A 13628-nucleotide genomic window follows, 5' to 3' on the forward strand; every position below is an offset into this window, starting at 1 on the left:
AATGCTACCTATACTTAGATTTACCATCTGTCGCATTCTTTTTTCAAATTGGTATAATTTAAAACGTGGAATTTGCAGTTCAAAGATTAAGCGATCGCCTTCACAACCCCATCATTCAACCTCAGAACACGACACTTCGAGTTCAGAACAGGAAACATTGAGCTTGGAACACGAAACGTCAAGCTTAGAACTCGGAACTTCGAGTTCGGAACACGAAACGTCGAGCTTGGAACTCGAAACTTCGAGTTTGGAACTCGAAATGTCAAGCTTGGAACACGACACTTCGAGTTCGGAACTCAAAACATCGAGCTTAGAACTCGGAACTTCGAGTTCAGAACACGAAATGTCAAGCTTGGAGTATGAAATGTCGAGTTTAGATGATACCTGCGGTAAGCTTTGCTAACGCGCCTTTCAAAATTTTATTGACAAACTCAGCAAAGCATTATTAGCTTTGAATTAAACTTTATAACAAAAGACAATAAAATAAGCCTATTTTTAGTTTATTAATGTTCCTGCTAGTATAACAGCACATAGATTGCCTATTTATGCAAATACAAACACACAAACGCTATTACACACCTGAAGAATATTTAGAACTTGAAGAAAAAGCAGAATATAAAAGTGAATACCGCAATGGAGAAATCGTACCAATGACGGGCGGTACTACAAATCATAATAAAATTGCAGGAAATTTTTATGCTTACTTAAGGTTTGCTTTAAAAGGAAAACAATACGAGACTTATATCAGTGATGTACGTTTGTGGATACCTCGTTATCGTCAGCATACTTATCCTGATGTGATGGTGATTGAGGGACAACCTGTTTATACAGGAACCAGTACTACAACTGTGATGAACCCTTCCTTAATTGCAGAGGTTTTATCGAAATCAACTCAAAATTATGGCCAGGGAAATAAGTTTCTTTACTATCGCTCTATTCCAGAATTCAAAGAATATATTTTAATTGATCAATACCAGCATCATGTAATGCAGTATGTAAAAACCGCCGTAGGTCAATGGTCATTCATTGAACTTGAAGGTGAATCAGCAACTTTATCACTGCAAACAATTGATTTTCAAATTTCATTGAGCGAGCTTTATGAGCAAGTAAATTTTTCTGAAAGCGGTGAAGATTAATATTTTTTGAATTATTTGCTGTTTAGCTGTTATTGGTTGATAGAAGCGAAGATAATGAATTACTTTGCAGCCATACACACAGTTTTATCTTTTTTGAATCATCTGGTTTTGGTTTATATTCACCGGTTTTAATTTCTTCTAGAAGTTTGCCATTAAAGCTTGACTTATCTCTCATCAGGTCTTCAAACATTCCTAGTGGTAGTAGTATACTATCAACTTCTACATCATCCTCAGTGAACATAATATTTTCAATTCTAAACTTATAACCAGACCATCTAATAGTCGGGAGTCTATCGACTGCATTTTTTAAGTTTTCTATTATATTATAGCGTACCGGATCAGGATTTTTCTGCTCATAAATTATCCACCAATAAACATTGTGTCTAACAAAATGCTTACCATTTTCGCTAGTACAAACCTCTATTTCTACATCATCTACATACAAAAATTGACGATTCATTACTCTAGCTTCACCTTCAGCCATTGGTTCTAATTCCTCCCAAGGTTCAACTTCAACTACACTTTGATGATTACTATTGCTCTGATATTTCTTCTCAACCAGTTCTATTGGAATAGGGTCATCTTCTAAAGCCTCTAAACCTGAAGTTTCTTCCTTAAATTCCGGTGTATTTTCTAGAAGTATTTCTAGTTGTTCACTACTAAAAGCCATAAGTTCAACCCCTGCGATAGTGCGACGAGTCGAATCATCCATAAAGTGAACTAAACCCTGAAATGGAGCTAAATCTATTCGTATACCGTTGTACTCAGTTTGCCAATAGCCAAATTTTCCTAAATATTTAGGATCTGTGTGGTACTCTTTCCACTTCAGTGTGCTAGCTTTTTTATTGATATTTTTTAGTGCAGATCGTATGCTTCCTGATAAACCACGCCTATCGTAAACAGGATAAACCAAATATATTGTTGGTGGTTCTTCATTAGCAATTGGATCGAACCCAAATATCATAGTGTTACACTTAGCCAACTGCTGAAGACTCTGCTGTAGTGCTGTCTCTGCTGGAGTTATTCTTCTAATTGGTGCTACAACTTTTGACCAATTAAGCGGCGGCTTGTATAAATTTATTAACTCATTTTCGATAGTTGGAAGAGCATTTATCTGATTACTACAATTTATCCAACTAATACTAATACGGTCTTTGCGATTAAATCTTTTAAGCTGTTTAAATCTATGATGTTCTCGCCATCGCGCAACTAAGTTGATTGTTCTGCCAATATAAAGAATCTGACATTTGCTGTCAGAAACAAAGTAGATAGCTGCACAATTTGGCAATTGATCTTTGTCTAATAAATAAACAGATGGTAGTTCAGATAAATTGATGTTTTCTAATAACATCACAGGTTATCAAGATGTGAAATTGATATTCGAGTCAATTTAACCTTTGCAACTAAAGATATAATCACTTGCTATTTACAGAGAAAAGTAGTGACATCTTATTTTTGTATAGAGGCTACATTATATAGACTTCCCTCAAATTCTTCTAAAGTAACTTTCAAAAGCAAACTAGAAATAAAACAATAGCTCTGTACTTTCTTCTTCCTCCGCGAACTTCCGCGCTTACCTTTGCGTTAAAAAACAATACCCCCCTCCGCCGCCGGAGAGGGGTTAGGGATGAGATATCACAATTCTCACTGCTGAAACTCAGCACTCAGCACTGTCTAATAAGCGTCTTGCAACTCGTAGAAATCAGGCGAGATGTAATCCTTACGCAAAGGCCAACCCACCCAATCTTCTGGCATCAAAATCCGCTTCAGGTTGGGGTGTCCTTCATAGACAATGCCGAACATATCGTAGGACTCGCGTTCTTGCCAGTCTGCGGTTTTCCAAATCCAGTAGACTGAAGGTACTCTGGGGTTTTCCCGTGGTAAGAACACTTTTAATCGGATTTCTTCGGGGCGATCGCTATTATCACCAACTTTAGTTAAGTGATATACACTCGCCAAGTCTTGTCCAGGGCCAAGGTCAACACCACCTTGAAACTGGAGATAATTAAACCCGTAAGCATATAGGGCTGTAGCGGTAGGTAGTAAGAAATCTGGCTCTACCTTAATTATCTCTACCCCGTTGACATCTGCTGGCAAAACCTCATGGTCAAATCCATTTTCAGTCAACCATTGGGAAACTTTCCCGGCTTTTACCAGAGACTCTTCCGCTGCTGGTACTGGCTTAGATTCTTCTTCAGCCACGGTTTGTTTCCTCCTTTTGTTTCTGGGATGTCAGTAAAGCAGGTGGAACTGGCAAACCAATCGCTTCCGCCAATTCCTTCGGTGGTGTATAGCGAGTGTCTGATTGTAAATACTTACCAGTTAAAATTTCCTCTACTGGCTTGAGGTTATGAGTTGTGCTGTAGTAGCGGTGAATTTGCTTGATTTGATCCCGTTCTTGGATGGAATCGTTAGCTATCTTCTTCCGCAGCTTAATGATTGCGTCAATAATCGCTTCTGGACGCGGCGGACAACCAGGCAAGTACACATCTACAGGAATGAGTTTATCAACTCCACGCACAGCAGTAGGAGAATCAACGCTGAACATCCCGCCTGTAATTGTACAAGCTCCCATTGCAATTACATACTTCGGCTCAGGCATTTGTTCATAAAGACGCACAAGTTGAGGTGCCATCTTCATAGTGATTGTCCCAGCTGTAATAATTAAATCAGCTTGGCGGGGGCTGGAACGGGGAATTAGCCCAAAGCGGTCAAAGTCAAAGCGAGAGCCAATTAAAGCTGCAAATTCAATAAAGCAGCAAGCCGTACCAAATAGCAACGGCCACAAACTAGAAAGCCGCGCCCAGTTGTAAAGGTCATCAACCGTAGTCAGAATGACGTTTTCTGAAAGGTCTTGAGTGATTGAGGGACGCTCAATCGGGTTGATGATTCGCTCTTTGTCCTGGGTTGTTAAGTTAGAATTCAAGACCATTCCAAAGCTCCTTTACGCCATGCGTAAACTAAGGCGATTACAAGAATTGCAATAAAAATTAGCGCTTCAATGAATGCCAATAGCCCTAGACGGTGGAAAGCAACCGCCCAAGGATACAAGAACACAGTCTCCACATCAAAGACGACAAAGACCAGCGCAAACATATAGTAGCGAATGTTGAACTGAATCCAGGCTCCGCCGATGGGTTCCATGCCTGATTCATAGGTGGTGCGCCGTTCCGCACTTTTGCCGCTAGGCCGTAGAAGCTTGGACGCTGAGAGCGCCAGGGCAGGCACTAGGCTACAGATAATGAGAAAGCCTAGAAGGTACTCGTAACCGCTGAGAACAAACACAATGGATATCTACCGCTTATGGTGTAAATAACGCTGTAACTTTCTTTTACATTATATCTTTTAGCCCTTTCTGAAATCTGGGAAACAGACGCGCTGAGGGTATTTGATTCGTTTTTAGTTGTGATAGAAAAGTCTAACAGTTATGTCATAATTTTTAACGTATATTTAATATTTGCCCCTCTGCGAGGCCTAAGCCATGAGCGAACAAAGCGAACAAACTGTTGAAAATCAAGAGTTAGACCGCTACGAGTGTCGCGCCTGCGGTTACGTTTATGAACCTGAGAAGGGAGATGACAAGCATGACATTCCCTCAGGAACATCTTTCGCAGAACTGCCATTCACTTGGCGTTGTCCGGTGTGTAGTGCAAAGAAACAAGCTTTCACTAACGTTGGTCCTGCGGGACAAGTATCCGGCTTTCGAGAAAATCTTGGTTATGGTTTAGGTGTCAACACTTTGACGCCAACCCAAAAAAATATCTTGATTTTTGGTGCTTTAGCGCTTGGCTTCTTGTTTTTTCTCAGTCTCTACGGCTTGCAATAATACCCGCGATCTTTTTTCCAGTCCGTAGAGTGCCCGTTGCCTTTAAGGTAAACCTTTTAAAGAACCCGTACACAAATTTAGAAACAACTAAGAAATACTGATGCACGCAATTTTAAAAAGTTGGCAACGAATATTTGCCTTGTTGATAGTTGTCCTGATGTGTATAGGTTGTAGCAAAGTCCCCTCTACCAGCTATAACCCTTGGTCAATCATTTCTGTCCCCACAGAAGCGAAGCTGCTAGATATTGCTTTTACTGATAATTCTCAGCATGGCTACTTAGTAGGTAGCAACGCCACCATTTTGGAAACTAATGATGGTGGTGAGACTTGGAAACCCTTAACCCTAGCACTGGATGATTCAAGGTATCGCTTTGATTCCATTAGTTTTGCTGGTAAAGAAGGGTGGATTGTCGGAGAGCCTGCTTTGCTGCTGCATACTACTGATGAAGGTCGTTCTTGGTCACGCATTCCCTTGAGTGAAAAATTACCTGGTAGTCCTATTCGGATCAGTGCTTTGGGACCAAATGCAGCTGAGATGGCTACTGATGTGGGAGCAATATATCAAACCAAAGACGGCGGTAAAAACTGGAAAGCCCAAGTGGAAGCAGCAGTTGGTGTGGTGCGTAACCTAGAGCGTTCTGCTGACGGTAAATACGTTGCTGTTTCCGCTAAAGGTAGCTTTTACTCTACTTGGGAACCAGGACAAAATGCTTGGGTACCCCACAACCGCAATAGTTCTCGCCGGGTAGAGAACATGGGCTTTGCTGACAATGGGCAAATGTGGATGCTAGCACGAGGGGGTCAGGTGCAGTTTAGCGACCCAGCAAAACCAGAAGAGTGGCAAGAAGCACAAAATCCAGAATTATCCACCAGTTGGGGTTTACTGGATTTGGCCTATCGCACACCCAATGACATTTGGGTAAGTGGAGGTAGTGGTAATTTGCTGCACAGTGCAGATGGTGGCAAAACTTGGGCAAAAGACCGGGATGTGGAAACAGTTGCCGCTAACTTTTACAAAATTGTGTTTTTAGAGCCAGAAAAGGGATTTATCATTGGCGATCGCGGCGTATTGCTGAAATATAACCCCAAAGCTGAAACAGCTTCCCAAGCAGAGGCAGCTTAGGGCAACATTGGTTTATGTATTTATCCAGATTTCTGAGAACGACGTTGCAACTTGTAACTCTTTCTAAACTTTGTAGGATAATAAACTCAATAACAGTCTTTGTGAAGGTAGGAAATTAAATGTCAGGTACCACTGGAGAACGTCCGTTTTCGGACATTATTACCAGCGTTCGTTACTGGGTAATTCACAGCATCACCATACCAGCATTATTTATTGCTGGCTGGTTATTCGTCAGCACCGGACTGGCATATGATGTTTTTGGCACACCCCGCCCCAATGAGTATTTCACAGAAGTACGGCAGGAAGTGCCAATTGTGAACAATCGCTTTGAAGCTAAACAGCAAGTAGAAAAATATATCGGAAAGTAGTTTGAAATCATGACTAGCGGCAACAACATCAATCAACCAGTTACCTATCCAATTTTTACGGTTAGATGGCTTGCAGTTCACACTTTAGGTGTGCCAACTGTCTTCTTTTTGGGCGCGATCGCCGCAATGCAGTTTATTCAACGCTAGGAGCAACTCATGGAAAGAACGCCCAATCCCAATAATCAGCCGGTTGAACTAAACCGGACTTCACTGTACCTGGGACTACTACTGGTTTTTGTTCTGGGTATTCTGTTTTCCAGTTACTTCTTTAACTAACTGGCAAAATCTTTGTTAATCATTTGTTTATTGAACTTGTGTTGATTTGTTGTTAAGGGAGGAGAAAAGCTGTGTCTGGAAGTGGGAGAATTCCCCTGTGGGTCGTCGCTACGATCGCAGGATTAGGTGTAATTACCGTTTTAGGCATTTTCTTTTATGGAGCCTATGCCGGAATCGGTTCATCGCTTTAATATTAGCTGTAGCCCAATAGCATAAGTAGTGTGGATTCTCTAGCACTTGTTTAGAAATCAACATTATGAAAAAACCGCCTGTCTCACTGAGATAGGCGGTATTTTAGTATTTATTAGCTAGACAATGAGCTAAATAAATAATTGCTGCTCGGTAATTAGTAAAAAGTGAAGGAACTTATTACTTATTATCCGATTGGATAGCATCTTCGCGTTCAATGTATAAAAAGAAAAACGCGAAGGTCAAAGCTGGAAAAACTAGACCAGTCAGAGGAACCAAGATAGAAGGCAAGAAAGTAGAATATGCCAAGAGAGAAGGCAAAAATGCAGTTGACATCGCAAATATTCCTGTTAAATGACACTACAATTCAAGACGAGCTTACTGCAAATTCTGTCTCAATTTTTAAATTCTAAAGATTTTTAACACAGCAGCAGTTGCTAGGGATGTTTAAATACCTAAGAGTTCATCTAGCTGTAAAGTCGGCAAGTCTGGAGGAATCACAGTTCGCGTAATGGTAACTTTGTGACTTTCCTGTTGAGTCTGGGGATCAAGCGCGATCGCCTCAACTCGCATTTCTAAGCAGCCAAAAGGAATATGTAATTGCGTAGTCACTTCTAGCTCTGCCAAGGAATTCATCTGCAAATTTTTCAGCAAATGGGGACCGTCCATCAACCAGCGCGTTTGGCAATCTTCAATCCATAGCTTGATCACAACTTCTGAGGATACCTGAGGTAGTTCCACACGCACCCTTACAGATGTACCTGCTATTAGTTCGCCTTCTGGCACATGCAGTTTTGGAGTTGGTAAAGGTTCGACAATTGCCGCAGTCATCAGCTGTAAACGCGATGGCTCTGCCACAATTGGTACTGCTGGTACTTCCTCTTCCACGGTCAGACTCTCAGGTATGTCTACCTCAGGTTCAATATATATATCATCTACAACAATTTCTTCCGCAAACCTCGGTAGCGGTATCTTCGGATAACGCGGAGGCGGGGGGGGCGGTTCTGGAAGTGATGGAGTGGAATATTCTTTTGAGAGATTTTCTGCTGTCTCTAACTCCTGTTGAGCGATCGCCAACCAATCTGTTGGTATCTCCATCTCAGCATCTAAGTTTAATGGCAAGTGTAGTTCAACAGAGGGAGTTTCAGGATTATGAGCAACACGAGCCTGCTGATTGGGATTTGTCTGAGGCTCTACAAGATCGGTATCGTAATCTTGGTTTTGCAGATAGATGGGTTCAGGTAAAGAGAATCCTTGATTCTGCAACCATTTTGTAATCAACGGAGATGAGTATGGATTACCTTCTACAATTAATTTTGGATGAGGCGAAGTAGCTGTTGGTACGACAGGCTCATCAATTAATTCTGGAGTAGGCGGGGTAACTGTTAGTACAACAGACTCATCAATTAACTCCGAACTAGGTGGGGTAGCTGTTTGTGCAACAAACTCATCAATTAACTCCGGGCGAGGTGGAGTAGCTACTTCTGCAAGATAGGCATCTATTAATTTTGAACGACGGGAGACAGCTACTTCTGCAACAGACTCATCCTGAGATTCTTGATTGTTGATCAACAATTCAGTTGTTTTGTCAAACCCACCTAAAGTTATATCCAGCGCCTTTGAGTTTTCTGGACGTTGAGAGTCGGATGCATCTGAGACATCCCTGTTTACTGCTTCGCCATCGCTTGGCAAGTCAGTTAACGGTTTTAAGTATGGAAATGTGCTGCCAATCATTGATGCTCGCCGATTTTTAATGACAAGTTGATCCATGTCAATGGCGGCAAAAGTTTCAACTTTCTCTAAATCCTCTTCCTGTGTAGCCAGTTCTGCTTTAGTAGGCTCTGATGTGGAAGATTCTGCCAAAAGCGCAGTAGCAGCCGTCTTAACTGATGGGAGCGGTGGCATATTTGGCAAGTCCAACCCACGATGGCTATCTAATGATTTCTTACGCGATCGCGGTTTAATTTGTGGTGGCAAGAATTTATTTTCTGAGGGACTCAGAAGTAGAGACTGGTCTGGTTTGACAGCTTTAACTAAATTCAAAAGCGACAAATCGAGGATACCCGATGATTCAGGTGCTTGAGACACATCTGAAGTCATTGTTGTGCTCTGATTATCTACCAGTTCTGGTGTATTAGGTGTTAATGCGGCTCTGATTGCCAATAATTCGCTAACATCTGCTGTAATTGTGAAAGCATGGCTAGCTAACAGTGTTACCTCACCAACATCCGTAAGTGCCCCATACAAACTAATATCCGCCAAAATTAACTTAGATTCACAGCCAGCGGGAATATCAATTGAGGATTTGATAGTAAAAGGCAGCACCTCATTAGATAAGGGTTGCCTTACCTGGTTCAAGATTTCTAATTCTAGAGGTGAGCGCAGATAAATTCTTAATTCTAGAGAATAAAGACTTTCAAGGTAAGGTATCTCAACTTCCAGATCTGCTTTTGGTTGGAGTTCTACTCGCCCATTAATAGTAAGAGCTTGTCCCCACTGAGCAACATAAGTTTCCCGATCTAGGTTGAGTAATAGTGGTGGTAATGCTTGAGTTGCTGGAGGATTTTCCAGCATTTCATCATCCAGTAGGGGTTCAGAAGTAGGTAAAGCTAAATCTATTAAGTTTTGTAAAATCTGCTCTGCCGTCTCACCTTTAACCCACACTGGGCTGACAGGCTGATCGATGATCTCTTCTTCTAAAACATCAACTAGCGCTTCAGTGGTAGTAGAGCTACTGTGAGCCACAATTGCTAGTTTGGAATCTTCGGTAACAGTTGTTTCTAGTGCTGTTGTGGATTCTACTGGGACAGCAAATGCCAAATCACCATCAGAAATAGTATCTAGGTCATAGGATAAATCTGATTCTATATTGTCCCCATCTCCCGATGTTTTTACCTCCCCATCTGCATACTGAGGTAAAACTCGCAGATAGGCATTGTACTGCCAAGATTTACCGAGAATATCTGACATCAAGTCACCAGAGCATTGCAACTCCCAAATTCCTGGTTTGAAGTAAGTATAGGGAATTACAGCCATTAAGCCTTCTGAATTAGTGCGACGAGATCGCTTCTGAACTCGCCGCTTTGGTGGTATTTCTTGGGTAGAGGAGTGAGTTACCCGTACTTCCACATCTGTATTAGGGCGGTTAGAACGAGCTAAAACTCTATACCGACCCTCCAAAATTTCTACTTTTGGCGATTCCAGGGTATGCCAAGCGCGATCGCCCTGTCTTTGTATCAGAAATTGCCAATGTTCCATTGTGAGTGATGCCCAGACCGAAGACCAGCTGAGTAATATTTTGCATTACTTGCTTGCAAGTTTACCTCAGCAATTTACAATTGCATAATCTTAGACAATGATTTCATTTCAAAACTAGCCAAATTTGGCTGGGATGCCTGTGCCAGTTGTTATTTATCAGTTGTAAGTTGTTCAAAGGATCTCGTGTAATGCTGCCAAAGCGCACTACGCTTAGCTTGCTTCACCGAAGAAGTACGTAGGCGGCATATACGGCATACATATTTATTTACAATTAACCAGTGACTACTTCCTACTGACAAAATCCTTACCCACAAGGGAATCAAGATTTTTAAAGCATATTAAAATACCCCCAACTGCCCTCGTTAATTCGAGCAATTGGAGGAATTATCTGTGGCAAACATCTCGACAAAAGGTATCAAAGTTTTTGAAATTGAACTAAACCTGAGTGCGAGACACAGCAGAAATAGGTAATATCTCGCATTTAGGTATAGTCTGATACTTGAGATTAACTCAAGCTTCAGATACCATAACGATTTTGATAGTAAGCCAAAATTTGCTGAACAAGTTGCCGAGCCGCCGATGTAGGGTTCGATATCCAGCTAATCCACAAGCCTTCGATTTGACTCTGATGGTAATCAAACTGTTGGGATGACTGAGGAATCAAACCCACTTCTAAACCTTCAACTTGACGCAAATGAGCCGCTATCTCTCGATAGACTGCTAATGGCAAGCCAGCAAATTCAATTTTTTCCTTAGTCTCCATCTTTATGAAGCTCCGACAACAACAATATTTTGAGCTGGCATTATCCTAGAAACAGGATTTCCGCCAGGATTCGTATTTGGTGTTGCTGAGTTAGTAGGATTATCCCCTACCATTCTGGCAACTTCAATACCGTATTGTTCCACAATAACAATAGGATTGGAGCCTTCATTCATTTCAATACGTTTAATCAAAAGACCGTTTGCTAGGCGCTGTCCCGCTTGCACATAGCGACTCGTCGGCTCATTTGGTACTTTAATAATCGCCTGGAGTTGTTTACCAATTAAAACTACACCAGTCACAAGAACTGACCTTGCTAACTCAGGTTGTGGAGGTTGTGGTAGTACAGAAACTAGATTTGGGCTAGGAACAACTGGCGGCAAAAGTTTAGGCAAGACGGGAGTCAACTTAGGAGGGGCATTTACTCCTTTGTTAATGTTAATTTTTTGGGAAATTAAATTAGCTGCTTTGACCGCACTCCTTACTGGTCCTTTAACTACCGTGGTTACTGCTGCGGGTTTAGCAATCGGTAAGGAAGGTAACTGAGGAACAGGTTTGGTAGTATTGGTGGGAACTCCGGAAATCGTCTGTCCCATAATTTGTGCAAATGGGTCAGTTCGCCCTTTTGCTACCAAAATTAACCGCTCTGTAGTATTGGTTGTTTGAATCAAATTAGACGACGGACTGTAAGTTGCTGCTGCAACTTTTGATACCTTTTTGCCAGGCACTACTGGATTATTAAAAGATTGAGTAGCTGGCGGCGACTTAACTACTGGTGTTGCAGTTGGGGGAAGATTGGCCGCAGTCGGACTAGGATTACTAGCTTGCGGTGTTTCTTCTGAGCTACATCCAGCGATCGCCAAAATTAAAATAGCTGCACTTGCAATTGTTGAATTTCTTCTACCCATTAGCCGTTCTCAAAAGCCATAGGAAAATTTGTTTGGGACATAACATGCCTAAAATTTGTATTTAAGGCTAAGTCTGTTCCTTTTATAACCTAATTTTTAGCATTGCAATGGTTATTTTAAGCACTGCAAGCCTAGCATAACTGCGGAGTGAACTGATTGAGGTTAATCTTCAACCACACCCATGAGATTTTTCAACAAATCTAATCCTTTCTTGACCCTACGAGAAACCGTAACTACACTAATTCCTAAGTGTTCTGCTACTTGTTTTTGTGTCAAATCATGTAAAAATACGCATTCCAAAACTTCACGGGTGCGCTGTTCCAACTGCACCAATGCCTGTTGTAAGCGTATTTGGTCTTCTTGCGCTAGTTGAAAACTACGGTAGTGAGGATCTGGAACTAATTCTCCTAAGCTTGTAGCACCTTCTTCCCCATCTTGTATTGGTACATCCAAACTTAAAGGTGCACGATTAATCCAAGCTAATTTAATTTCTTGCCATTCATCAGGAGAAATTTCTAGTGCTGCTGCTACTTCAGAGTCCGTAGGTTGACGGTTATATTGTGCGCGCAAAGAACGCGAAACTCCTATCGCCTGCTGTTGAAGCGCCAAGTAGCGTCGGGGAATGCGTACAGTGACACCTTTATCTCGCAAGTAGTGCTGAATTTCACCACGAATATAGGGAATAGTAAAAGAACTAAAGGCATATCCTTTAGAAATTTCAAATTTTTCGATAGCCCTAATTAGACCTAAACAACCGACTTGGAGCAAGTCTTCGTAGTTTTCATGACATTGATTCATCCAGTAGTGAGCTTCTCTTCTCACCAGTCCAAAATTAAGTTTGACCAGTTGATTGCGAACGGTTTCTGAGCGGGAGTGCTGATATTCTCGCAATAACTGCCAAGTTTCATGCTTCAGTTCATTGGTGGCTGTGGTAGGCATAGCACCGCGTTTATTAAGCAGAGCAAATAAAGCTTTAAGTAATCGTTTGTAAACTACGGTGTGATTGGGCGATATCAAAGTAAATATCACCTGATATTAGCCAATAAAACCTATGGCACATAACTAATGATTTGCTAAAAGAACCATAGTAGGTTGGCAATCCAGCCGAGTTTAAACAACCGAAACTAGTATTTTGTTTGTTATTTAGCTTTGGTATTACCTGGAGCCAAAAAACTGTATATAGCCAAAATATAAAATTTATTACTAAATTTGAAACCGAGATTGTACCTAATTTATCTTATTAATTACGAGCTAAAGCCTTGAATAAAAAACTGTATTTTTGAAAATCATAGTAACTACTAAATAAATTTTGTAATCAGTAAAAATACGGCACTAATTACCAGAAGTTTATAGTAATTTTAAATTTATAAATATATTGCCTTGAATTTACTTAAATATCTACTATTATTCAGTAATTTATAGCAGATACAACTTTAAACTTCCTGTTACCCAGCTAGATGCTTTGATTGATTTATAACTTGTGATTATTAACTGAAAATTTAAACTTCAAAACAGTGAATTTTATATTGTCAACTATGATAGTAATTAGCTTAAGTCAAATTAAATGACTAATACTTATTTCCTAAATCACAGTTACAATTTATTCTTGCCTATACCTCAGCATCCTTACTACTACTTGATAGTGATCTTAAAAGCAAAACGTTACCCAGACGAATTTGTTAGTACTTAAGAGGAAGTAAAAATATTTGGATTATTTAAGCAAGCTCATACAAAAGAGAAAGCATAAGATATCTCTTGTTCTACATTATAAAAAAACACATACA

The 13628-nt window shown here is 40.8% G+C and carries 16 protein-coding genes and 1 pseudogene; 8 read left to right on the forward strand and 9 right to left on the reverse strand.

The features are described from left to right. Together BV372_RS37235 and BV372_RS28870 are read left to right on the forward strand one after the other, a co-directional pair. A pseudogene (locus BV372_RS37235) lies at nt 1–403 on the forward strand (hypothetical protein); the annotation flags it as partial. A 142-nt stretch (nt 404–545) separates the two neighbouring features. After that, nucleotides 546–1136 carry a Uma2 family endonuclease gene (locus BV372_RS28870; protein ID WP_179198267.1) on the forward strand — a complete coding sequence of 197 codons (591 nt, stop codon included), beginning with the start codon at nt 546–548 and terminating at the stop codon, nt 1134–1136. Between the two features lie 22 nt (nt 1137–1158). On the opposite strand, the gene BV372_RS28875 is transcribed toward BV372_RS28870, so the two are convergent. The 4 genes from BV372_RS28875 to ndhC all read right to left on the reverse strand — a co-directional run bounded on the left by BV372_RS28875 (nt 1159) and on the right by ndhC (nt 4421). After that, nucleotides 1159–2487 (reverse strand): GIY-YIG nuclease family protein, encoded by a 1329-nt coding sequence (locus BV372_RS28875; protein WP_086690019.1) that lies wholly within the window; start codon nt 2485–2487, stop codon nt 1159–1161. 323 nt (nt 2488–2810) lie between these two features. Continuing rightward, nucleotides 2811–3338 carry an NAD(P)H-quinone oxidoreductase subunit J gene (locus BV372_RS28880; protein WP_086690021.1) on the reverse strand — a complete coding sequence of 176 codons (528 nt, stop codon included), beginning with the start codon at nt 3336–3338 and terminating at the stop codon, nt 2811–2813. Further along, the gene (ndhK, locus tag BV372_RS28885; RefSeq protein WP_086690023.1) at nt 3331–4068 is read right to left on the reverse strand and encodes a photosynthetic/respiratory NAD(P)H-quinone oxidoreductase subunit K; all 738 of its coding nucleotides are present in this window, start codon (nt 4066–4068) and stop codon (nt 3331–3333) included. Before ndhK ends, BV372_RS28880 begins: the two co-directional genes overlap by 8 nt. Next, nucleotides 4059–4421 (reverse strand): photosynthetic/respiratory NAD(P)H-quinone oxidoreductase subunit C, encoded by a 363-nt coding sequence (gene ndhC, locus BV372_RS28890; RefSeq protein ID WP_045872960.1) that lies wholly within the window; start codon nt 4419–4421, stop codon nt 4059–4061. The genes ndhK and ndhC overlap by 10 nt, the downstream gene beginning before the upstream one ends. 196 nt (nt 4422–4617) lie before the next feature. Here ndhC and BV372_RS28895 point away from each other — a divergent pair, with 196 nt between their 5' ends. From BV372_RS28895 to BV372_RS28920, 6 genes are all read left to right on the forward strand, one after another. Beyond that, entirely contained in the window at nt 4618–4962 is a 345-nt protein-coding gene (locus BV372_RS28895; RefSeq protein ID WP_086690025.1) for a rubredoxin, read from the forward strand. 100 nt (nt 4963–5062) lie between these two features. Further along, the gene (locus tag BV372_RS28900; protein WP_086690027.1) at nt 5063–6085 is read left to right on the forward strand and encodes a photosynthesis system II assembly factor Ycf48; all 1023 of its coding nucleotides are present in this window, start codon (nt 5063–5065) and stop codon (nt 6083–6085) included. 119 nt (nt 6086–6204) lie between these two features. Beyond that, nucleotides 6205–6453 carry a cytochrome b559 subunit alpha gene (psbE, locus tag BV372_RS28905; RefSeq protein WP_086690029.1) on the forward strand — a complete coding sequence of 83 codons (249 nt, stop codon included), beginning with the start codon at nt 6205–6207 and terminating at the stop codon, nt 6451–6453. 9 nt (nt 6454–6462) lie between these two features. Next, the gene (psbF, locus tag BV372_RS28910; RefSeq protein ID WP_015115279.1) at nt 6463–6600 is read left to right on the forward strand and encodes a cytochrome b559 subunit beta; all 138 of its coding nucleotides are present in this window, start codon (nt 6463–6465) and stop codon (nt 6598–6600) included. Between the two features lie 9 nt (nt 6601–6609). Further along, on the forward strand, nt 6610–6729 hold the full coding sequence (locus BV372_RS28915; RefSeq protein ID WP_010997988.1) for a photosystem II reaction center protein L: 120 nt from the start codon (nt 6610–6612) through the stop codon (nt 6727–6729). Between the two features lie 71 nt (nt 6730–6800). Next, nucleotides 6801–6920, forward strand: a complete 120-nt coding sequence (locus BV372_RS28920) for a photosystem II reaction center protein J (protein WP_086690030.1) — start codon at nt 6801–6803, stop codon at nt 6918–6920. A 178-nt stretch (nt 6921–7098) separates the two neighbouring features. On the opposite strand, the gene psaI is transcribed toward BV372_RS28920, so the two are convergent. The 5 genes from psaI to BV372_RS28945 all read right to left on the reverse strand — a co-directional run bounded on the left by psaI (nt 7099) and on the right by BV372_RS28945 (nt 12783). Continuing rightward, on the reverse strand, nt 7099–7254 hold the full coding sequence (psaI, locus tag BV372_RS28925; protein WP_086690032.1) for a photosystem I reaction center subunit VIII: 156 nt from the start codon (nt 7252–7254) through the stop codon (nt 7099–7101). Between the two features lie 111 nt (nt 7255–7365). After that, complete coding sequence (locus tag BV372_RS28930; RefSeq protein WP_086690034.1) at nt 7366–10176, reverse strand: hypothetical protein; 2811 nt, start codon at nt 10174–10176, stop codon at nt 7366–7368. A gap of 517 nt (nt 10177–10693) precedes the next feature. Next, nucleotides 10694–10939: a hypothetical protein gene (locus BV372_RS28935; protein WP_086690036.1), complete on the reverse strand. Its 246-nt coding sequence runs from the start codon at nt 10937–10939 to the stop codon at nt 10694–10696. Nucleotides 10940–10941: 2 nt separating this feature from the next. Then, the gene (locus BV372_RS28940) at nt 10942–11844 is read right to left on the reverse strand and encodes a hypothetical protein (RefSeq protein ID WP_086690038.1); all 903 of its coding nucleotides are present in this window, start codon (nt 11842–11844) and stop codon (nt 10942–10944) included. 162 nt (nt 11845–12006) lie between these two features. Then, nucleotides 12007–12783, reverse strand: coding sequence for an RNA polymerase sigma factor SigF (locus tag BV372_RS28945; protein WP_086690091.1), 777 nt, complete (start codon nt 12781–12783; stop codon nt 12007–12009). Between the last annotated feature and the right edge of the window lie 845 nt (nt 12784–13628).

This window comes from Nostoc sp. T09 (genome assembly GCF_002154695.1).
GTDB lineage: Bacteria > Cyanobacteriota > Cyanobacteriia > Cyanobacteriales > Nostocaceae > Aulosira.